The sequence below is a fragment of the Streptosporangium sp. NPDC049248 genome (assembly GCF_040678965.1).
In the GTDB taxonomy this organism is placed as follows: domain Bacteria; phylum Actinomycetota; class Actinomycetes; order Streptosporangiales; family Streptosporangiaceae; genus Streptosporangium; species Streptosporangium fukuiense.
Map to the genome: position 1 here is coordinate 53,014 of NZ_JBFAQY010000005.1, position 20,911 is coordinate 73,924.

Annotated in this window: 19 protein-coding genes and 1 pseudogene; 16 read left to right on the forward strand and 4 right to left on the reverse strand. The window is 68.6% G+C overall.

All coding sequences use genetic code 11. The features are described from left to right. The first annotated feature begins 113 nt into the window (after nucleotides 1-113). The 11 genes from carA (at nucleotide 114) to metK (ending at nucleotide 11,877) form a co-directional block, all read left to right on the forward strand. A complete protein-coding gene (gene carA, locus AB0K21_RS11945) occupies nucleotides 114-1,250 on the forward strand; it encodes a glutamine-hydrolyzing carbamoyl-phosphate synthase small subunit (protein WP_343979611.1) in 1,137 nt (378 codons plus the stop codon). Further along, nucleotides 1,243-4,539: a carbamoyl-phosphate synthase large subunit gene (gene carB, locus AB0K21_RS11950; protein ID WP_343979608.1), complete on the forward strand. Its 3,297-nt coding sequence runs from the start codon at nucleotides 1,243-1,245 to the stop codon at nucleotides 4,537-4,539. The genes carA and carB overlap by 8 nt, the downstream gene beginning before the upstream one ends. A gap of 50 nt (nucleotides 4,540-4,589) precedes the next feature. Further along, nucleotides 4,590-5,441 (forward strand): dihydroorotate dehydrogenase electron transfer subunit, encoded by an 852-nt coding sequence (locus AB0K21_RS11955; RefSeq protein ID WP_343979797.1) that lies wholly within the window; start codon nucleotides 4,590-4,592, stop codon nucleotides 5,439-5,441. Then, nucleotides 5,431-6,405, forward strand: a complete 975-nt coding sequence (locus tag AB0K21_RS11960; protein ID WP_030909991.1) for a dihydroorotate dehydrogenase — start codon at nucleotides 5,431-5,433, stop codon at nucleotides 6,403-6,405. Before AB0K21_RS11955 ends, AB0K21_RS11960 begins: the two co-directional genes overlap by 11 nt. Next, the gene (gene pyrF / locus AB0K21_RS11965; protein WP_343979603.1) at nucleotides 6,402-7,115 is read left to right on the forward strand and encodes an orotidine-5'-phosphate decarboxylase; all 714 of its coding nucleotides are present in this window, start codon (nucleotides 6,402-6,404) and stop codon (nucleotides 7,113-7,115) included. Before AB0K21_RS11960 ends, pyrF begins: the two co-directional genes overlap by 4 nt. A 185-nt stretch (nucleotides 7,116-7,300) precedes the next feature. Further along, nucleotides 7,301-7,624 (forward strand): integration host factor, actinobacterial type, encoded by a 324-nt coding sequence (gene mihF / locus AB0K21_RS11970; protein ID WP_030909986.1) that lies wholly within the window; start codon nucleotides 7,301-7,303, stop codon nucleotides 7,622-7,624. A gap of 193 nt (nucleotides 7,625-7,817) precedes the next feature. Continuing rightward, nucleotides 7,818-8,390 (forward strand): guanylate kinase, encoded by a 573-nt coding sequence (gene gmk, locus AB0K21_RS11975; protein ID WP_051752025.1) that lies wholly within the window; start codon nucleotides 7,818-7,820, stop codon nucleotides 8,388-8,390. 12 nt (nucleotides 8,391-8,402) lie between these two features. Next, on the forward strand, nucleotides 8,403-8,666 hold the full coding sequence (gene rpoZ, locus AB0K21_RS11980; RefSeq protein ID WP_030909981.1) for a DNA-directed RNA polymerase subunit omega: 264 nt from the start codon (nucleotides 8,403-8,405) through the stop codon (nucleotides 8,664-8,666). Nucleotides 8,667-8,675: 9 nt separating this feature from the next. Next, nucleotides 8,676-9,899, forward strand: coding sequence for a bifunctional phosphopantothenoylcysteine decarboxylase/phosphopantothenate--cysteine ligase CoaBC (gene coaBC / locus AB0K21_RS11985; RefSeq protein ID WP_364149476.1), 1,224 nt, complete (start codon nucleotides 8,676-8,678; stop codon nucleotides 9,897-9,899). Nucleotides 9,900-9,977: 78 nt separating this feature from the next. Continuing rightward, complete coding sequence (locus AB0K21_RS11990; protein ID WP_030909976.1) at nucleotides 9,978-10,346, forward strand: hypothetical protein; 369 nt, start codon at nucleotides 9,978-9,980, stop codon at nucleotides 10,344-10,346. Nucleotides 10,347-10,689: 343 nt separating this feature from the next. Further along, on the forward strand, nucleotides 10,690-11,877 hold the full coding sequence (gene metK, locus AB0K21_RS11995; protein ID WP_343979587.1) for a methionine adenosyltransferase: 1,188 nt from the start codon (nucleotides 10,690-10,692) through the stop codon (nucleotides 11,875-11,877). 115 nt (nucleotides 11,878-11,992) lie between these two features. On the opposite strand, the gene AB0K21_RS12000 is transcribed toward metK, so the two are convergent. Next, nucleotides 11,993-12,286, reverse strand: coding sequence for a hypothetical protein (locus AB0K21_RS12000; protein WP_364149479.1), 294 nt, complete (start codon nucleotides 12,284-12,286; stop codon nucleotides 11,993-11,995). Here AB0K21_RS12000 and AB0K21_RS12005 point away from each other — a divergent pair. The 3 genes and pseudogenes from AB0K21_RS12005 to AB0K21_RS12015 all read left to right on the forward strand — a co-directional run bounded on the left by AB0K21_RS12005 (nucleotide 12,279) and on the right by AB0K21_RS12015 (nucleotide 14,075). Then, nucleotides 12,279-12,725 (forward strand): type II toxin-antitoxin system VapC family toxin, encoded by a 447-nt coding sequence (locus AB0K21_RS12005; RefSeq protein WP_343979580.1) that lies wholly within the window; start codon nucleotides 12,279-12,281, stop codon nucleotides 12,723-12,725. The genes AB0K21_RS12000 and AB0K21_RS12005 overlap by 8 nt on opposite strands. 55 nt (nucleotides 12,726-12,780) lie before the next feature. Continuing rightward, nucleotides 12,781-12,984: pseudogene (locus tag AB0K21_RS12010) on the forward strand (hypothetical protein); the annotation flags it as partial. A gap of 173 nt (nucleotides 12,985-13,157) precedes the next feature. Next, complete coding sequence (locus AB0K21_RS12015) at nucleotides 13,158-14,075, forward strand: TIGR03619 family F420-dependent LLM class oxidoreductase (RefSeq protein WP_343979577.1); 918 nt, start codon at nucleotides 13,158-13,160, stop codon at nucleotides 14,073-14,075. Nucleotides 14,076-14,444: 369 nt separating this feature from the next. Here AB0K21_RS12015 and AB0K21_RS12020 read toward each other — a convergent pair whose 3' ends face one another. Next, nucleotides 14,445-14,921: an ATP-binding protein gene (locus tag AB0K21_RS12020; protein ID WP_343979574.1), complete on the reverse strand. Its 477-nt coding sequence runs from the start codon at nucleotides 14,919-14,921 to the stop codon at nucleotides 14,445-14,447. Between the two features lie 228 nt (nucleotides 14,922-15,149). On the opposite strand from AB0K21_RS12020, the gene AB0K21_RS12025 reads away from it, so the two are divergent. Together AB0K21_RS12025 and AB0K21_RS12030 are read left to right on the forward strand one after the other, a co-directional pair. After that, complete coding sequence (locus tag AB0K21_RS12025) at nucleotides 15,150-16,715, forward strand: hypothetical protein (RefSeq protein WP_364149482.1); 1,566 nt, start codon at nucleotides 15,150-15,152, stop codon at nucleotides 16,713-16,715. Nucleotides 16,716-16,802: 87 nt separating this feature from the next. Continuing rightward, nucleotides 16,803-17,264 (forward strand): hypothetical protein, encoded by a 462-nt coding sequence (locus AB0K21_RS12030; RefSeq protein WP_364149484.1) that lies wholly within the window; start codon nucleotides 16,803-16,805, stop codon nucleotides 17,262-17,264. 1 nt (nucleotide 17,265) lies between these two features. Here the strand turns inward: AB0K21_RS12030 and AB0K21_RS12035 are convergent, their stop codons facing one another. Both AB0K21_RS12035 and AB0K21_RS12040 read right to left on the reverse strand, forming a co-directional pair. Further along, the gene (locus tag AB0K21_RS12035; protein WP_364149486.1) at nucleotides 17,266-19,212 is read right to left on the reverse strand and encodes a hypothetical protein; all 1,947 of its coding nucleotides are present in this window, start codon (nucleotides 19,210-19,212) and stop codon (nucleotides 17,266-17,268) included. A 290-nt stretch (nucleotides 19,213-19,502) separates the two neighbouring features. Beyond that, nucleotides 19,503-20,852 carry a M14 family zinc carboxypeptidase gene (locus AB0K21_RS12040; protein ID WP_343979563.1) on the reverse strand — a complete coding sequence of 450 codons (1,350 nt, stop codon included), beginning with the start codon at nucleotides 20,850-20,852 and terminating at the stop codon, nucleotides 19,503-19,505. Nucleotides 20,853-20,911: the final 59 nt, after the last annotated feature.

Here is a 20,911-nt window from a genome sequence, read left to right on the forward strand (position 1 = left end):
CGCCTTCCCGCACCGGGACGTGGGGGCGTTCCGCCCGGTGCGGCGACGGCGGACCGATGTGCCAGATATTTCATACTTTGCGGAGCTGTAGCCGAGATGATCGGGGTGTGTGAGTGACCGCAGTGCTAGTGCTGGAAGATGGACGAGTCTTCCACGGGACCCCCTACGGCGCCGAGGGCGAGACCTTCGGCGAGATGGTCTTCAACACGGGGATGACCGGCTACCAGGAGACGCTGACCGATCCGTCCTACCACCGCCAGATCGTCGCGATGACCGCGCCGCACATCGGGAACACCGGGATCAACGACGAGGATCCGGAGTCCTCGCGGGTGTGGGTGGCCGGTTACGTGATCCGCGAGCCGGCCCGGGTGGCCTCCAACTGGCGCTCCAACCGTTCCCTGGACGACTACCTCAGGGAGCAGGGCGTCGTCGGCATCGCCATTCCCGGCACCCGCGCCCTGACCCGTCACCTGCGGGAGCGGGGGGCGATGCGGGCCGGGGTCTTCTCCGGCAAGGCCCTGGCGCCGGTCGAGGAACTGCTGGAGCGGGTGCTGGGCAGCCCCGTGATGGAGGGTGCCGACCTGGCGGGGGAGGTCTCCACCGCCGAACCGTACGTGGTGCCCGCGATCGGCACGCGGCGGTTCACCGTGGCCGCGGTCGACCTCGGGATCAAGGCGATGACGCCGTACCGGATGGCCGAGCGCGGCTGCGAGGTGCACGTGCTGCCGGCCTCGGCCACCGCGGAGGAGATCCTCGCGCTCGGTCCGGACGGGGTGTTCTTCTCCAACGGCCCCGGTGACCCCGCCACCGCCGACGGACCGGTCAAGGCGCTTCGCGGGGTCCTCGACGCGGGTGTCCCGTTCTTCGGCATCTGCTTCGGAAACCAGCTCTTCGGGCGCGCCCTGGGGCTGGGCACCTACAAGTTGCGTTACGGCCACCGAGGTGTCAACCAGCCGGTACAGCACCGGGGCACCGGCAAGGTGGAGATCTCCGCGCACAACCACGGTTTCGCGGTGCGGGCCCCGCTGGAGGGCGTGTTCGACACGCCGTACGGCCCGGCGGAGGTCAGCCACGTCAATCTCAACGACGACTGCGTCGAGGGGCTGCGGCTGCTGGACCGTCCGGCCTTCAGCGTCCAGTACCACCCGGAGGCCGCGGCCGGCCCGCACGACTCCGCAAGCCTGTTCGACGACTTCTGCGCGTTGATGGAGCGGGCAACGATAAGTACGGAGGGAAGCAAGGGTGCCTAAGCGCACGGACATCCAGTCGATCATGGTGATCGGCTCAGGACCGATCGTGATCGGCCAGGCATGCGAGTTCGACTACTCGGGTACCCAGGCCTGCCGCGTACTGCGTGCCGAGGGCTTCCGCGTGATCCTCGTCAACAGCAACCCGGCGACCATCATGACCGACCCCGAGTTCGCCGACGCCACCTACGTCGAGCCCATCACCCCGGAGATCGTCGAGAAGATCATCGCCAAGGAGCGGCCCGACGCGCTGCTGCCCACCCTGGGCGGGCAGACCGCGCTGAACACCGCGATCTCCCTGTACGAGGCCGGCGTTCTGGAGCGCTACGAGGTCGAGCTGATCGGCGCCGACGTCGACGCCATCCAGGCGGGCGAGAATCGCGAGCTGTTCAAGGGCATCGTGGCCAAGGTCGCCGAGGAGTACGGCCTCAACGCCGAGTCGGCCCGTTCGTTCGTCTGCCACACCATGGACGAGTGCCTGGCCGCCGCAGGAGAGCTGGGCTACCCGCTGGTGGTGCGGCCCTCCTTCACCATGGGCGGGGTCGGCTCCGGTTTCGCGCACGACGAGGAGGGGCTGCGCCGCATCGCCGGGGCGGGCCTCGACGCCTCGCCGACCACCGAGGTACTCCTCGAGGAGTCCATCCTCGGCTGGAAGGAGTACGAGCTGGAGGTCATGCGCGACCGGGCGGACAACGTGGTGATCGTCTGCTCGATCGAGAACATCGACCCGATGGGCGTGCACACCGGCGACAGCGTCACCGTGGCCCCCGCGCTGACCCTGACCGACCGCGAGTACCAGAACATGCGCGACGTGGCCATCGCGGTCATCCGCGAGGTCGGCGTCGACACCGGCGGCTGCAACATCCAGTTCGCGGTCGAGCCGCGCACCGGCCGCATGGTCGTCATCGAGATGAACCCGCGCGTCTCGCGCTCCTCGGCGCTCGCCTCCAAGGCCACCGGCTTCCCGATCGCGAAGATCGCCGCGAAGCTCGCCATCGGCTACACGCTGGACGAGATCCCCAACGACATCACGAAGGAGACCCCGGCGTCGTTCGAGCCCTCGCTGGACTACATCGTGGTCAAGGTGCCCCGGTTCGCGTTCGAGAAGTTCTCCGGGGCCGACGTGACCCTGACCACCCACATGAAGTCGGTCGGCGAGGCCATGGCGATCGGCCGGTCCTTCCCCGAGGCCCTGCAGAAGGCGCTGCGCTCGCTGGAGAAGAAGGGCGCCTCCTTCACCTGGGCGGGCGATCCGGGCGACAGGGACGAGCTCCTGGCCGCCTGCCGTATCCCGCACGACGGGCGGCTGTTCACCATGCAGCAGGCCATCCGCGCCGGAGCGGGCGCCGAGGAGCTGTTCGAGGCCACCCGTGTCGATCCGTGGTTCGTCGACCAGCTGATCGCGATCGACGAGATGGCCACCGAACTGCGCGAGGTACCGCAGCTGACCGCCGAGGTGCTGACCAGGGTCAAGCGGTACGGCTTCAGCGACTCGCAGATCGCCGAGCTGCGCGACATGACCGAGTCGCGGGTGCGCGACCTGCGCCACGCGCTCGGCGTCCGCCCGGTCTACAACACCGTCGACACCTGCGCCGCCGAGTTCGCCGCGCAGACCCCCTACCTGTACTCCACCTACGACGAGGAGACCGAGGTCCCCTACGGGGAGCGCCCCAAGGTCCTCATCCTCGGTTCGGGGCCCAACAGGATCGGCCAGGGCATCGAGTTCGACTACGCGTGCGTGCACGCCTCCTTCGAGCTGTCGGCGGCCGGCTACGAAACCGTCATGGTCAACTGCAACCCCGAGACGGTCTCCACCGACTACGACACCTCCGACCGGCTCTACTTCGAGCCGCTCACCCTGGAGGACGTCCTGGAGGTCGTCCACGCCGAGCAGCAGACCGGCCCCGTCGCGGGCGTCATCGTCCAGCTCGGCGGCCAGACCCCGCTCGGCCTGGCCCAGGCGCTCAAGGACGCCGGTGTCCCGATCGTCGGCACCTCGCCCGAGTCGATCCACCTCGCCGAGGAGCGCGGCGCGTTCGGCCGGGTCCTCGCCGAGGCGGGCCTGCCCGCCCCCAAGCACGGCGTGGCGGTGACCTCCGACGAGGCGCTGGCCATCGCCGAGGAGATCGGCTACCCGGTGCTGGTGCGCCCCTCCTACGTGCTGGGCGGCGCGGGCATGGCCATCGTCTACGACGACGAGACCCTGACCGCCTACATGGCCAAGGCGGGCGCGGCCAGCGACCACCCGGTGCTGGTTGACAAGTTCCTCGACGAAGCCGTGGAGATCGACGTCGACGCGCTCTTCGACGGCGAGGAGCTCTACCTCGGCGGCGTGATGGAGCACATCGAGGAGGCCGGCATCCATTCCGGCGACTCGGCGTGCTCGCTGCCGCCGATGACGCTGGGAAGCTACGACATCAAGCGCATCCGCTCCGCCACCGAGGCCATCGCCAGGGGCGTGGGCGTGCGCGGCCTGCTCAACGTGCAGTACGCCATGTCGGCCAACATCCTGTACGTGCTGGAGGCCAACCCCCGCGCCAGCCGTACCGTGCCGTTCGTCTCCAAGGCCACGGCGGTGCCGCTGGCCAAGGCGGCGGCCCGGGTGATGATGGGCGCCACGGTGGCCGAACTGCGCGCCGAGGGCCTGCTGCCGGAGAGCGGCGACGGCGGCACCATGCCGCTGGACGCGCCCATCGCGGTCAAGGAGGCCGTGCTGCCCTTCAACCGGTTCCGCGGCGTGGACATCGTGCTCAGCCCCGAGATGCGCTCCACCGGCGAGGTCATGGGCATCGACGAGTTCTTCGGCACCGCCTACGCCAAGTCGCAGGCCGCCGCTTACGGCTCGCTGCCCACCAAGGGGCGGGCGTTCGTCTCGGTCGCCAACCGCGACAAACGCGCCATGATCTTCCCGGTCAAGGCCCTCGCCGACCTCGGCTTCGAGATCCTCGCCACCGAGGGCACCGCCGAAGTCCTGCGCCGCAACGGTGTCCGTGCCAAGATCGTGCGCAAGCACAGCGAGGGAGCCGGTCCCGCGGGCGAGCAGACCATCGTCCGGCGCATTCTGGACGGGGAGGTGGATCTCATCGTCAACACCCCCTTCGGCAGCCCCGGCCAGTCGGGACCCCGCCTGGACGGCTATGAGATCCGCACCGCCGCGGTGCTGCGCGCCATCCCCTGCATCACCACGGTCCAGGGCCTGGCCGCGGCGGTACAGGGCATCCAGGCGATCGTCCGCGGCGACATCGGCGTACGGTCCCTCCAGGAGCACGCGAAGCGGTTGCGGAGCGGTTGAGGAGTGAGGCCGGCGCCCCAGCGGAGGTGAGGAAGACGCCTGTTACTCCGGTGCAGGTGACGGGCACGGTGCTGACGACGCGCCGCGTCGACGCCTACCATGCGCTCACCGTGGTGGCGCCCGGCATCGCCGAGCGCTTCCGGCCCGGCCACTTCGTCGGGGTGGCCGTGGGCGGGGCGCAGACGTCGATGCTGACGCGCCGCGCCTTCTTCGTCCACGACGTCAAGCCCGACTACGGCGGCACCGTCGAGTTCGTCTTCTCGGTGAGCGGGCCGGGCACGGCCTGGCTGGCCGACCGGCGCGCCCGTGACACCCTCGATCTGGTGGGCCCGCTCGGCCGCCCGTTCCCGCTGCCCAGGGACCCGGTGACCTGCGTCCTGGTCGGTGCCGAGCACGGCTCGGCGACGCTGTTCACCGTGGCCGACGCCCTCCAGCGGCGTGGCTGCCGCGTCGACTTCGTGCTCGGCGCGGCCTCGGCCGACCGGGTGTTCGGCGCCCTGCGGGCCAGGAGGATGGGGGAGACGACCACGCTGACCACCGAGGACGGCTCCCTGGGCATGCGCGGCCGGGTGACCGACGTGCTGCCCGGCGTGATCGCCGACGTACGGGCCGACGCGGTGTACGCCTGCGGTCCGATGCCGATGCTGCACGGCGTCACCACGGTGGCCGTCGAGTTCGACATCCCCGTCCAGGTGGCGGTCGAGGAGCGGATGGCGTGCGGGATCGGCGTGTGCATGACGTGCGTGCTGCCGGTCATCGGGGACGACGGGGTGACCCGGATGGTGCGCTCGTGCGTCGAAGGACCGGTCTTCAGGGGCGAGCGCGTCCGCTTCGACGACGTGGGGACGATCCCGTTCGACGCGCTGGGAGCACCCGGTGGAGGAACACGGAATGCCGGTTGACATGCGGACGTACCTGGGGCACGTGGAGCTGGTCAACCCCGTCACCACGGCCGCCGGGTGCGCGGCGTCCGGCTCCGAGCTCGCCCAGTTCTTCGACCTCGCCCGGATCGGCGCGCTGACCACCCGGTCGATCACGATGGCCCCCAGGGCGGGCCGCCCGACCCCCAGGATGGCCGAGACGCCCTCGGGCATGCTCAACGCCGTCGGGCTCCAGGGGCCGGGTGTGGACGCCTTCCTGGAGCGTGAGCTGCCCTGGCTGGCCCAGCGGGGCGTGCGGACCGTGGTGTCCATCGGCGGCGGCACCGTGGCCGAGTACACCGCGCTGGCCCGCAGGCTCACCGACGCGCCCGGGGTCACCGCCGTGGAGGTCAACCTGTCGTGCCCCAACATCGAGGACCGGGGCCGGGTCTTCGCCCGCGACGGCGCGGCCTCCGCCGAGGTGATCGCCTCGGTGCGGTCGGTGATGCGCTACGACGTGCCCGTGGTGGCCAAGCTCTCCCCGGACGTCATGGACATCGTGAGCGTGGCCCGCGCGTGCGTGGACGGCGGCGCCGACGCCCTGTCGATGATCAACAATCCGCTCGGCATGAGCATCGACACCGAGGCCATGCGGCCCGTGCTCGCCGCGGTCACCGGCGGCCTGTCGGGCCCCGCGGTCAGGCCACTGGCCGTACGCTGCGTGTGGCAGGTCCACGCGGCCCTGCCCAGCGTGCCCATCATCGGCATGGGCGGCGTGCTGACCGGCAGGGACGCCTTCGAGTTCATCCTCGCCGGGGCCTGCGTCGTCGCGGTGGGGACCGCACTGTTCCACGACCCCTACGCCTGCCTGCGCATCCTCCGCGAGCTTGAGGAGATCCTGGCGGCCCGGGGGTTCCACCGGCTGGCCGACGCGGTCGGGCTGGCACACCGCCCGCCGGGGGCGTCCACCCGGCACCGGATAGACCTTGAGGAGAGTTCCCTGTGACGCCCGCACCCATCGCCGTCGCCCTGGACGCGCCAGACCTCGAGACCGCGGCTCACTGGGCCAGCCTGGTCACCCCACACGTCACCACGGTCAAGGTCGGGCTGGAACTCTACCTCCGCTACGGCCCCGACGTGATCGCCTCGGTCCGGGGGGCGAGCGGGGTGCGGGTCTTCCTCGACCTCAAGCTCCACGACATCCCCAACACCGTCGCCGGTGCCGCCAGGGCCGTGGCCAGGCTCAAGCCCGCCATCCTGACGGTCCATGCCACCGGCGGCCCCGCGATGATCCGGGCGGCGGTGGAGGCCGTGCCCAACACCCAGATCGCGGCGGTGACGTTGCTCACGTCGCTCTCGGAGGCCGATCTGGAGCAGATGGGCGTCAGGGGCCCCACCGAGGACGCCGTGCGCCGCCTGTCGGCCATGGCCGTCGCCGCGGGCGCCCAGGCCCTCGTCTGCTCGCCGCGCGAGGTGGCCGCGGTGCGTGCCGAGGTCGGGCCCGACATCACGCTCATCACCCCCGGCGTCCGCCCCGCCGGCGCCGAGAGTCAGGATCAGGCAAGAGTAGCGACTCCCGAGCGGGCTTTCGCCGACGGGGCGGATCTTCTCGTGATCGGCCGCCCGATCACCGGCTCCGCCGACCCCGGCGCGACGGCCGCGGGCATCGCCGCGGCCCTTCGGCGCACCTCCGCGGCCACCGGACACGGCGCATGACACAGGCCCGGAAAACTCGGCGTTGAGCGTAGTTTTGTCCACACAGCGCGACGCCGTGGGCACGGAAAGTCACGAAGTAGATTTTCTAGAGGGATAAAGTGGTCTTGACGTTGCTTGAAGCGCCATGACCAGCTAGTTTCCCTTCCCGTCCGAGTACATCGACAGGAAATTCGAGGTGACCCGGCGTGGCTCTTCCTCCCCTAACCCCTGAGCAGCGCGCCGCAGCCCTAGAGAAGGCTGCCAAGGCCCGCCGAGAGCGTGCCGAGGTGAAGAACCGCCTGAAGCACGGTGCGGTCTCTCTGGCTGAGGTGCTCAAAGACGGGCAGGCCGACGACGTCATCGGCAAGATGAAGGTTTCGGCCCTTCTTGAGTCGCTCCCCGGCGTGGGCAAGGTTCGCGCCAAGCAGCTCATGGAGCGGCTTGGCATCGCCGAGTCCCGCCGCGTGCGGGGCCTGGGTACGAACCAGCGGGCTTCGCTCGAGCGTGAGTTCGGCGGGGCCGAGAGCTAATCTCGGTTCATACGACCACGTTCACCCCATATGGGGACAGCATCACGGGGGGTTTGGAGTGACCGGAACGTCGCGGTCCGGCGAGAGCCGGGCTCCGGAGGTAACCGCCGAGGGCGGAGCCGGTCGCTCCACATCCTCGGCCGGAGGTCCGAAGGGGGCGCGAGCCCTCGCCGGACTCCCGGCCGGTAGGCGTCTGACGGTCCTGTCCGGGCCGTCGGGCGTCGGCAAGTCCACGGTCGTCGCCGAGCTTCGGCGGGCACACCCGGAGGTGTGGCTGTCGGTCTCGGTGACCACCAGGAAACCCCGTCCAGGGGAGACCCACGGGGTCGAGTACTTCTTCGCCGACGACGAGGAGTTCGACCGCCTCGCCGCCTCCGGCGAACTGCTCGAGTGGGCCGAGTTCGCCGGGAACCGGTACGGAACACCGCGCGGCCCGGTGCTCGAGAAACTCGCCGCCGGAGTGCCCACGCTGCTGGAGATCGACCTCCAGGGCGCCAGGCAGGTCCGGGCGACCATGCCCGAGGCCCTGCTGGTCTTCCTGGCCCCCCCGACCTGGGAGGAGCTGGAGAAGCGGCTGCGCGGCAGGGGCACCGAGCCCGAGGACGTCATCGCCCGCCGCCTGGCGGCCGGCCGGATCGAGATGGCGGCCGAGCGGGAGTTCGACCTGACGCTCGTCAACACGTCAGTCCAGGATGTATGCCATCGGCTGATAGCCTTGTTGGCTGATGCTCCCGAGGGTTCACGCCTCGGACGTTCACCTAGCTAGGGGAAATCACACGTGGCAACCAGCGCCGCCTACTCCGAAGGCATCACCAACCCGTCGATCGACGCCCTGCTCGACATCGTCGACAGCAAGTACAGTCTCGTGATCTTCGGCTCCAAGCGGGCGCGTCAGATCAACGCCTACTACTCCCAGCTCGGCGAGGGCCTGCTCGAGTACGTCGGCCCGCTCGTCGAGACCCACGCGCAGGAGAAGCCGCTCTCCATCGCGCTGCGCGAGGTCAGCGAGGGCCTGCTCACCTCCGAGCCGATCGAGGGCTGACCCACCTCGATGCCGACCTCCGTGGTTCCCCGCAGGCCGAGGGTCGTCCTCGGTGTGAGCGCGGGCATCGCCGCCTACAAGGCGTGCGAGCTGCTGCGTCTGTTCACCGAGTCCGGCCACGAGGTGCGCGTGGTCCCGACCAGGGAGGCGCTCCGCTTCGTCGGTGAGCCGACCTGGGCCGCGCTGTCCGGCAATCCGGTCACGACCGACGTCTGGGAGTCGGTGCACGAGGTGCCGCACGTCCGTATCGGGCAGGACGCCGACCTGGTGGTCGTCGCGCCGGCCACCGCCGACGTGCTCGCCAAGGCCGCCCACGGGCTGGCCGGCGACCTGCTGACCAACACCCTGCTCACCGCGCGCTGCCCGGTGGTGTTCGCCCCCGCGATGCACACCGAGATGTGGGAGCACCCCGCGACCCGTGCGAACGTGGCCACGCTCCGCGAGCGCGGTTCGATCGTCGTCGATCCCGCGGTGGGCCGCCTGACCGGGGCCGACACCGGTCCCGGCCGTCTGCCGGACCCGAAGGAGATCTTCGAGGTCTGCCGCGGTGTTCTCTCCGGGCGCCCCGCGGACCTGGTGGGCCGTCGCCTGGTGATCTCCGCGGGCGGCACCCGCGAGGCCATCGACCCGGTCCGTTTCATCGGCAACCGTTCCTCGGGGCTGCAGGGTTACGCCCTGGCCCGCACGGCCGTCGCCCGGGGGGCCGAGGTCACCCTGGTGGCCGCCAACGTCGCCCTGCCCGACCCCGCGGGGGTCAAGGTGGTCCGGGTCACCTCGGCCCTGGAGCTGCGCGACGCCGTACTGGAGGCGGTGGAGGACGCCGACGCCGTGGTCATGGCCGCCGCCGTCGCCGACTTCCGGCCCTCGGCGCGGAGCGGGTCGAAGATCAAGAAGACCGCCGATGAGCCTGACGCCATTCATCTGGTGAAAAATCCCGACATCCTTGCGGAGTTGGGGGAACGGCGCCGTGCGGGGCTCAAGCCGTACCCTCGGGTGATCGCGGGATTCGCGGCCGAGACCGACGACGTCCTCGCCAACGGGCGGGCCAAACTCACCCGCAAGGGCTGCGATCTGCTCGTCGTCAACCAGGTCGGCGACGACCTCGCCTTCGGCACCCCCGACAACGCGGCGGTGGTCCTCCTCGCCGAGGGGGAGCAGGTCGACATCCCGCGCGGCCCCAAGGAGGCCCTGGCCGACGTGGTCTGGGACCTCGTCGCCGCGCGCCTGGCCTGACCACTTGCCGTAGCCCGGCTCCCGGCGGATACTGCCTCCCAGAGCCCTGCCACATCGCAGCCGGGAGGGGTTTGGATCATGCCTGTCGCCGCCGCGGTCAGGGCACGGTGCCGAGCGCTGCTTCCTCCGGGGGAGGAGATCCACTATGTTCTGCCGGCCTTGTCGGTGGGCACCCCGGGCATGGCGACCTTCCTCATCGTGATCACTGACCGCACCATCTACCTGCTCTCCACCAAGTTCTTCGACCGCGACGCGCCGACCTCGGTGTACGCCACCCACACCCGGCGCACCCGGCTCGGTCCGCTGGAGTTCTCCGCGGGCGCGGCCATCGAACTCGGTGGCATGGTGTTCGAGATCGAGGAGGAGTACGCCGCGGTGATCTCCGCCGCCGACGCGGAGGTCTTCGCCCCGGAGACGCTGCCGCCCGACCCGCTGCCCGATCTGTGAACCGGGCTGTGAGCCCCTGGGAAGCCGGGTGGGCGGGGCTGCGCATCCCGCCCGCGAGATGTGGACGAGCCCGGGAGGCGGGCAGTTCGCGGGCTCCGGGCACTTTGGGGGCCGGCTTTCGGAACGCGCCCCGCCGTACGTCGCGGCAGGTTGGTTTCCCCGCGACGGATTCCGGTGAACCCGCAGCTCTTCCACTACATGATCTGAACATTTAGGGTGACACGATCTGAGATGGTTTCGCGGCCCCGCATCAGGTGGGGCTAGAATTCGCCGGAGCGCTACTGGTGTCCTGCCGATGCCAGAGCCCCAGACGCCAGCAGCCGCTGCATGAGGAGCCACTGACTTGTCCCGTCGCCTGTTCACCTCCGAGTCGGTCACAGAGGGCCACCCGGACAAGATCGCCGACCAGATCAGTGACGCGATTCTCGACGCAATGCTCAAGGGTGACCCCAAGAGCCGCGTCGCGGTCGAGACGCTGATCACCACCGGTCAGGTCCACGTCGCCGGAGAGGTGACGACGGAGACCTACGTCGACATTCCCGGTCTCATCCGGGAGAAGATCCTCGAGATCGGTTACGACGCCTCGCACAAGGGCTTCGACGGCGCCTCCTGTGGCGTGTCGGTGTCCATCGGCGCGCAGTCGCCCGACATCGCCCAGGGCGTCGACGACGCCTACGAGAACCGCGAGGGCGAGGCGGGCGACGAGCTCGACCGCCAGGGCGCCGGTGACCAGGGCCTGATGTTCGGTTACGCCTGCCGCGAGACCCCCGAGCTGATGCCGCTGCCGATCCAGTTGGCGCACCGCCTGGCCGAGCGCCTGTCGCAGGTCCGCAAGGACGGCACGGTGCCCTACCTGCGCCCCGACGGCAAGACCCAGGTCACCGTCGAGTACGACGGCGACAAGCCGGTCCGGCTCGACACCGTGGTCGTCTCCACCCAGCACGCGGCCGAGATCGACCTCAAGGAGATGCTCGCTCCCGACATCAAGGAGCACGTGATCGACCCGGTCCTGGCCGGCCTGGAGATCGAGACCGAGGGCTACCGCCTGCTGGTCAACCCGACCGGACGCTTCGAGATCGGCGGCCCGATGGGCGACGCCGGCCTGACCGGTCGCAAGATCATCGTTGACACCTACGGCGGCATGTCCCGCCACGGTGGCGGCGCCTTCTCCGGCAAGGACCCGTCCAAGGTCGACCGCTCGGCCGCCTACGCGATGCGCTGGGTCGCGAAGAACATCGTGGCCGCGGGCCTGGCCGACCGCGCCGAGGTCCAGGTCGCCTACGCCATCGGCAAGGCGCACCCGGTCGGCGTGTTCGTCGAGACCTTCGGCACCGAGAAGATCGAGATCAGCAAGATCCAGGAAGCCGTGGTCAAGGTCTTCGACCTGCGCCCGGCCGCGATCATCCGCGACCTCGACCTGCTCCGCCCGATCTACTCGGGCACCTCCGCCTACGGTCACTTCGGTCGCGAGGGCTTCTCCTGGGAGTCCACCGACCGCGCCGACTCCCTGCGCGCCGCCGCCGGTCTCTGACCCGCACGTTTCAAGACGGCCCCCGTGAAAAACCGTTCACGGGGGCCGTCGCATACCCGGCGGCAAGTGATATCACTTTTAGGGCTTCGATTGATATCGTTGGAGTATGAAGCAACTACTTCTTCGAATCGATGACGATCTGCATCGGCGGATAACCCGGAGGGCTCGCCGTACCGGCCGCTCCATCAACGCCACCGCCGGGGAGATCCTCGCCCACGGCGTGTCCGACGAGGTGCTGGATGCCCGAGCAGAGCTTCGCGCACGCGCTCGTCGGCTCGGCGTGCTCGCCGAGCGCCCCCCCGCTCCTCCGGTGACCGAGGCAGATCGTGAGCGTGCGCTTGACGCCACCAGGGGCATCGGCCCAGTCCTCGACGACCTCTGGGCCGAGGGCCGCTGACCTCGTGCTCACCTACGTCGACTCCTCGGTCCTGGCCTGCGCCTACCTCCACGACGAACCGGGTCACGGCCGAGCCAGGGAACTCCTGGAAAGCCCCGAGCATCTGCTTGTCACCGGCACCCTGACGGTGGTGGAGGTGACCGGCGTGCTGGTGCGCGCCTCTCGTGCCAGGCGGCTGCTGGAACTGGACACCAGGCTTGCCGTACTGGCGGCGGACCTTGGAGAGGACGGCCCCGTCACGTTGCTGACCGCTCCTCGCAACACCGTGGAGCAACGGGCTACGGAGATCGTCTACACCCATGCCCTTCGCGCGCTCGACGCGATTCACCTCGCCGTCGCGGAGTTGGCGGCCGTCCCGCTACTGGAGGATCCGGGAGACAAACTCGGCTTTGCCAGTCGTGACAACGCCCAGAGCGAGGCGGCTGCGGCACTTGGTTTCACTTCCGTCTAGAAGATCACTGAAGATCTCGCGTTCTTGCTCCGCCCCGGAAGAGATCAAGGCGGACGCCTGGATCGTGGCCCGCGGCAGCCGACGATTGCGCTACATCGGCACCACCAAGAACAACGCCTGGCTCCACACCCGGGCCGCCGCCGTCAATCTCCGCGCGCTCATCAACCTCGGACTTGTCCGGACCGACGGTACGTGGACGCCGGTACAGGAACGCCACGGCCGTGCCGCCCCCGCCGGGGACATCACAGCAAGATCTTAAGTGGGCCTTTAGGCCCAGAGGCCACATCCCAACCCGATAGCAAATCATATCCAAGAGGTGTTGCCTAACATCTCCCTGGACGCTGACCGGGAACGTCCAGATATCGAGATGCGTACGCAATATGCACCTCAGTTCCTCCCGGCCTTCCATGGCGAAGTATCAAGGAATTTCTCATGCAGATCGGATATGCAGTCCCGCAGTACGGCGCCTTCGCCGACCCGGATTTCATCCGGCAGGCCAGCGCGGATCTGGAGGCCATGGGCTACAGCAGCCTGTGGGCGGGTGATCGAATCATGTTGCCGCTCGCACCCAGCGATCCCTACCCGGGAGGAGACGGCGAGGTCCCTCCGGCCTTCGCGACGTTCTTCGACCCGCTGACCGCATTGACGCTGGCCGCCGTCAGCACTCGGGAGGTCCGGCTGGGAACCAGCACGCTCAACGCGCTGTGGCAACCGCCGGTCTTGCTCGCCCGCATGCTGACCTCGCTCGACCTGCTCAGCCACGGACGGCTGGACGTCGGCATCGGTCTCGGCTGGCTGCGTGACGAATACACCGCGACTGGGGTGCCCTGGCAGGGGAGAGGAGACCGGCTCGAAGAGACGCTCGACGTGATGGAGGCCGCCTGGAGCAGTGAGGTGGTCGAGCACAAGGGCACGCTCTGGACCGTGCCGCCGTCGCACATCGACCTCAAGCCCTTCCAGCGGCCGCGCCCCCCGATCCTGCTCGCCGGTTACACGCCCTCGGCTCTGGAGAGGATCGGCAGGCGAGCCGACGGCTGGCTGAGCGCGGCGATACCCATGCCCTATCTGACCGCCCTGTGGGATGTGGCGCTGCAGACCGCGGCACGCGTCGACCGGGACCCGTCGGCCCTGCGAATGGTGGTGCGCGTCAATCCGAAGATCACCGATTCTCCCGCGCCCGACGACCAGGTGCCGCACGCCGGAACCGTGCAGCAGATCGGTGACTACCTGCTGACCCTCGCCCAGGCCGGTGCCCACGAGGCGTTCGTCGACCTGCAGACGACGACATCCTCACGCGATCAGTTCCTGGACGTCGCGCATGAGCTCATCACCAGGCTGCACGCCGGCTGAGCTCGCCCGCCCAGCCCACGCTCGACACCGTGGCACCGCAGGCGCATCCGCCCACCGGCGCCGTCCCTCCCTCGTCAGGCCGTTACGCACGCGGTGCGCGGCAGGCCCATGGGGGTGAGCCGTTGCGCATCTGCCAGGTGGAGGCTCGGCGTGATGGAAGGCTGGGATGGTGCGTGGAGATCCGGCCGACGAGGAGTGGGAGCCGGTCAGGCCGCGAACGGCGTCGCCGTCCGCTGTCGTTCGTGCTCACCGCCGGGCAGGCGGCCGACAGTCCCCGCTTCACCGCGGTGCCGGAGCGGACCAAGGTGTGCGGACCCATCTAGAGATCCGGACTCCGAGCAGGCCCGAGTGCTCATGACGGCCCGCTCCTCATGGGCACTCGGGGGATGCGGGGTACTTCTCGCCGGTGAACTGGGCCCAGACGGCGTGGCCGTGGGACTGGCTGCCTCGGCAGCCGACCTGGGAGGCCAGGGCGGTGACCAGGGGGAGTCCTCGGCCGCCCTCGCCGAGGAGGGCGGGGTGGACGATGGCGGGGACGGAGCCCCGGCCGGAGTCGTAGACCGTCACCCGGGTCACCTCGGGTCTGCGGACGACCTCGACGACGAACGTGCCGTACGGGCGCCCGCTCGCGGTGTGGCGGATCGCGTTGGCGGCGAGCTCGGCGACGACCTGCTCCGCGTCCTGGCCGAACGGGGAGTCGACCAGGAGAAACCGGACGAAGCGTCGAGCCTCGGGAACCCGGTGAGGATGGCCGGGGAAGGTCCGCCGCCAGGTCATACCGCCCGGACGGAGCCGTACCATCGCCTCGATGAGTTCCGGGGCCACGCCGTCGTGGGTAGTGGTCATGTGCTCTCCTGGTCTCCCGGTCAGAGGAAAATTGTCAGCTGAACAGTGGCCCGGTGCTCCCACGTGGTAGCCCTCCGGGACGCCGCCGATCGGATACTCCGTGCACAGTGGCGCTGACCTGCGAGAACATCGCCTCCGACGGTCGAGGATCCCCACTTGTCCCACGGACTGTCATTCTCTGTGACCACGGGCATACGATCCGTGTGTGTTCGGGGAAGGGAGTCGAGGATGCCCGGAGAGGGATACCGGATCCTGCTGGGATGCAGGCGGCGTAGTGAGGCACTGCGGGCCTGTCGCCTCACGTTCGACCAGATCGCCGGCGTGTTCGCCCTCGATCACCAGGTCGGCCCGCTGCGGCTGTACCGCTACGCCCACGGCCGTACGGCGGGCGACGTGGTGGCGGCCTACAACGACCTCGATCCGGCGGGCACCGCCACCCTGCGGGCCGCGCGCTTCTACGACTACGAGGCCTGGCCGCAGGCCGGGCGGCGTCCGGGCGCCGCTGCGGTGGCCGTCTTCGCCCGGATCTACCAGACCACCGCCCGTCGCCTGGTCGCCGACGAGGTCTACGCCTCCTACGGGGTTCGCGACCGGGACCTGATCGACCGGACCGACCACCGCCACCTCGATCCGCACTACCGCCGGGAGGTGTCCGCCCCGGCCATCGCGGGCACCAAGGGAACGAAGGCACTTCCCCCACTCGTTCCCGCGCCCACCCTCTGCGCCGACCTGCTGCGCGCGGTCGGCGCAGAGGAGGCCGACGTGAAACGCCGCGAACTGCTCTTCGAGTTGGCTCTGGTCTTAGGTGGGACACCCGCTCTGGGCCTGCTCCGCCACCTCACCCCGCCGGAACGGGAACGCCTGGCAGTTGCCGCCCGGCACCAGCACCCGATCGACGCGGCCACCCTTGACGTGCTGGAAAATCTCACGACTCGTCTCTGGGGGATGGACGAGACGATGGGGCCTCAGCAGATCATTCCGGTAGCCGACGCGAAGCGCGCCCTGGTCCAGGATCTACTCAAGCAAGGCTCCCTCGGGCCCACCTCACGTGATCGTCTTCTTCGCGTCTACTGGAGCCTCTCCCATCTCGCCGGATGGGCTCACTACGATCTCATGGACTATCAAGGTGCCACCCAAAGGTATGAGGAAGGGCTGGCGGTAGCCCATGAGTTGCGTGCTCCCGCGCTCCTCGCCCATCTTCACAGCCTGTCAGCCAATATGGCTCTCTATCAGGGAAAGCCCACTGTCGCGATGGACCACTCCTTCGCCGCCGAGGGGTGGGCGAAGAACAGTGGCAACCGTCTGCAGCAGTCGGCCGTCTCGCTCATGACGGCCCGGATTTCCGCCGGGCTGAGGCGCGATGAGGGAGGTCTTCGCTTCCTCGATCGTGCCGTCGATCTGGCGGGCGACAAACGTGGTGATTCTGATCTTCGGCACCTTTTCTGGGTCAACCCGGAGCGTATCGCCCGTCATGCCGTGTTCTGTCTGGTAGAGCTCAAACAACCTGATCGGGCGATACCTTTAGCCCAAAAGACCCTGGCCAGAGCGGATCCGAGCTGGAACCGTGAACGTGGAATCCTGTATCTCGAATACGCTACCGCGCTGATCCAGAAGCGAGAGATCCCGGAGGCGTCGGCAGCGATCGATGCCGCTGCTCAAATCACCCTGAAGCACAGTTCCGCCAGGCTTCTGCACTCGATACGGCAGGTCCGCGTTCAGCTTCGCCCATGGGAGGACAACAAGCACGTCCGGGATCTCGATGAACGGTTGCGGTTGCTGTCGATCCCGGTTTGACATATTCCGACGCTTTTCCTGGAAGCAGCTTGATTATCGGACATCATTAGATCTGGGTGATGTTGGCCGACATGAACGGAGAGTTCCGTGACGCATCTTGCTTCCGCTCGCGTTGGATCAGCGGTGATCGCGACCTTGGGGATGTTGACCCTGGGGGCGTGTTCCTTCGATCCTCCGGGACCGACGGCGGCTCAGGCGGAGGCGACGCTGAAGGCCGACATCGACTGGTTGGTGAAGTCGACCCACGCAAAAGATGTCACGGTGACGGATGAAGGTGGCAAGGACATTCCTTGTGGAGAAGGGAAGGCGAAGCGCACGTATGGAGTCGCCGGAGTGGACACTTCCAGCATCGACGAGCCGGTCATCATATTCAACATGCTGACCGGCGGTCTGGGGAAGCGTGGATATAAGGTCGTTTCTGTTGACTGGGAAAAGCCGAGCAACGAGTCTGTCAAGGATAAATCGCGCGTCAGAATCACCGTTGACTCTTCGCGAAAAAAACACTTCGAGATTTTCGGTGAGACTCAATGCCTTAGGGCCTCTTTGTGAGCTAACCGAAAGGGGTGGGGTTCGTTTGCGTGCTTTCCTTGGCTCCTCCAAAAGCGTTGGTGAGCCGAGTTGCCGCCTCTCCGACGGTGCTGTCGTCTCCGCTCCCGGAGCCGTTGCGGATCATCCAGTCGGCGAGATTCTTCAACGCCTTCGGATCCTTGGCCAGTTTGCCGAAGGGGAGCAGGTTGCCATCTTTCCCGGTGATGGGGGGTTGGCTGAAGGCGGGATCGTTCGGGGGCACCGTGTAGGAGAACCCGTAGCGCTTCAACTCGTGAAAAATCCAGTATTCGCGTCCAAGGGTGGCCAGGCGGTTGGTCTCCTTGAGTTTGTCGAGGCGGGTTACGTCGATGTCCTTGTGCGAGTCGAGAGTCTCGGTGGTGGACTTGCTGATCAGATACCAGACGAATTCGTCGAGCTGGGTTTCCACGATTTTCAACCCCGACAGGGTGAGCCCTGTGGCGTCGACTCCCAAACCCAGGTAAAAGAAGAGCCGATCCTTCATTTCCTGGTCGTACTCGTCCATCTTCCCTTGGACTTCGTTCGCGGCGGCGAACTGCATGCCGGACACATACCCGAGGCTCGCGAAGGTGTTTGCGAGGTGCTTGATGCCTGTCCCCTGATCCTTGGCGGCCGCCGCGTCCATGAGATGCCTGGAGAATTTCCCCAATCCCGCATTGAACGGTTTCATTCGCTCCGCCGAGTCGGCGAAGGTCTTGATGAAACGGTAGGTGTCGCCGGGGCTGAGGCGGAACTTCGGGTGCAGGCCGGCGGTGAGTGCGGCGGTTTTCTCGAACGCGCTGTCCTGCGTCCGATTGGCGTCCCCGGCGTTGGCGCCCTCGATCATTTCGGCGGGGTAGGCGCCCGCGAGCATCGACATGAAGATTCTCGCGCCCTTCGCCACCTCCATCGGCTGTCCCTCCGGATTGCGGAAGTCCACCCCGGTACGGAGGTTCCCCATGGTCGTCATGGCGTTGAAGGCGAATCGCACCGCCCCCGGCCCGGGGGAGCGCTTCTCGAAGACACCGGCTCCGGCGGCGAGCATCCGGCCGAACTCCGCCTCCAGGTCGAAGGCGATCGGGTCGTACTCATTGGGATAGAGCGAGACCTCCCCGTTGAGTTCGGAGAACAGGTTCCGCAGATCCTCGCGCGGCAGGTCGTTGAACAGGGCCCTGGCCGTTTCCGGATTGTTGGCCAGCGCGGACAGGAAGTGGCTCAGGTCGGCGGTCCAGCGGGCGAGAACCCCGTCCCCTGGGGATTTCCGGACATGGGGGCGGACCACCTCGGTGAGCCATCCGGCGGGGAACCTGCCATGCCCGAGCAGCAGACCCAGGTCGGCCGCCGACGCCTTCCCCAGGCTCTCCGGTTCCCAGGCCGGGCCGAGCGTCTTCGGTCGCCGGGCCACCGCCGTGGCGAGGGCCTCGCCCATGGTCTTCCAGTGTTTTCGCGCGGACTCGCCCCCGTAGTGGTTCAGCTTCCGGAGCGCGGCCGCCGCGCCCTTCGGGCCAAGGACGGCGAAGAACCCGGCGGTGAAGTCGGCGTCCTCGCGCCGATCGGTGAGTTGCTCGAAGATCCGGTCATAGCCGTTCGGTGTGGAGTACGGGTCCCTCCCGGGCGTCCGGCCGAGGGTCTCGGCGAGCTTTCTCCCCTCGCTGTCGGCGAGGGCGCGCGTCGTGAGGTCCTTCTCGTCGAATGCCAGAAGCCCTCCGGCCCCTGGGGAACCCGGCCCCGGCGGTCCGGCGGTCCAGTCGGGAAGGGAGTCGGTCTCCTGGATCATCTGGTTACGCCTGCGCAATCGCGGGATCTCCTCGTCCAGCCAGCCTTCGACCTCGCGGAATCGCAGCACCGCGGACCGGTCGGCGTCCACCGCCGACAGTGCGGTCAGGATTCTCGGAATCCCCTCGTCCAGGATTTTTCGCGCCTGCTCCAGCGACGCGATGAATTGCTCCATCAACTCCGGATTAATTCCTGAGTATTCATCCGGAGATGACCCGTTTTCCGATGACGCAGGCGTCGGCCCCCTATCGAAAGTCTCCTACCGAAGGCAACCCCCAGTTTTACCTTAGACATCTGGATTGCCGTCAGATAGGAGTTTGATTGACTGGGAAGGCCAGGTCTCGACGCGAGGCCGAGCGAGGTGGAAGGTCAGGGGGACGGAGGTGGCCGCCGTGCCCTGGAGAGGGGAGATCCTTACTCACGGGGTGGTCGCGTCGTGAGGTCCTTTCTGATCGTCTGGGAGTCTCAGGCGTGGGCGGCTCCGGCGAGGATGCCGCCGTACTGGATGGCGACCAGGTGGCGGATCGGGATCGTCTCGTCGGGGGTGCCCGCCTCGGCCTCGGCGCACCATTTGGCGTAGGTGTCCGACAGTGCGCGGGCCCGCGCCCGGATGGTCGGGGTGCCGTTGCCGACGGCGAGTTCACCCTCCAGCGCGCGCAGCAGCATGCCCCCGAACCTGAGCCGGACGCTGTGCGCGGTGTCGCGGCAGGACTGCCGTTCGGCGACGGTGGCCGGCCGGTCGCTCTCCGGCGCCCGCGCGTGGTGCTCGACGGTGGTGGCCACCCCCTCGATGAACGGCACGAAGAACCTGCTGGCCCGGACGAACGGGGAGCGGGTCGCCAGGTCGCCGGCGACGGCGCCGAGCGTCTCGTCGAGGACGGCGAACGTCTCGCGCAGGTCCGCCGCGTGGGTCCGGATCAGATCGGCGTACCCGACCCCGGCCGGGGAGCGGTCGTCGGCCGTGGGATCCCGCCAGTAGGGCAGTTCGGCGGTCAGGCAGAGCGTGCCGTACCGGGCGGCGTAGGAGTCGCTGGACCCGCCGGTGAGCTGCGCCGCCGGATCCTCGCCGAGCGCCTCGATGTAGTCGTAGGTGTCCTCCATCCGCGGGGCGAGGAAGACCGACTCCTCCAGGGACCGTACCGAGGGGTGCTCGGGCTCGCCCGCGTGCAGCGGCACGCCGTACCGGCCCGGCAGGGATTTGAGCACGGCCTGCAGTTCGGGCACCGGGCGGTTGAGGTAGAAGAACGCCCCGCCCATCTCGCTGTTGTGCAGGGTGGTCATGAACGCCGGGCGGGTGTCGTCGATCAGCCGCATCAGCGCCAGGGTCTCGGGCATCACCCGGTCGAAGTAGGCGCGCTTGTAGGCGAAGGGGAAGGTCCACTCGACCTGCTCGTCACCCGCCGGGCGGTAGAAGTGCCTGCCGTAGTGGGCCTTGGTGAACGGCCCGGCGAACCACCCCTCGTTGAGCCTGGTCCCGTCCGGGTCGAGGCAGCCCACGATGTGCCAGGTGTGGCCGGTGGCCTCGCGCAGCGCGGCGCTCTCGCACAGCCGGGTGGCGAGGTGGATCACGGTGAGCCCGCCGATGGGCTCGTTGGGGTGCGGCATGGCGCCGACCAGCGCGTGGCGCGGCCCGTCACCGACGCTCAGGCAGAGGATCGGCTCACCCAGGGCGGAGCTGCCCACCCGCCTCAGCGAGGCGACGCCGGGATGATCGGCGGCCAGCCGGGTGAGGGCGGCCGCGATCTCGTCCACGGTGGCGAACCGGTCATGGTCGGGAACGGAGTCGAGTTCGTCGTTCAGCAGGGGGTCTGTCACCCCCGACAGTCTGCCGAGCGCGCCTCGGTACCGGGAGTCCGGGGATGAGTGATCGGCCG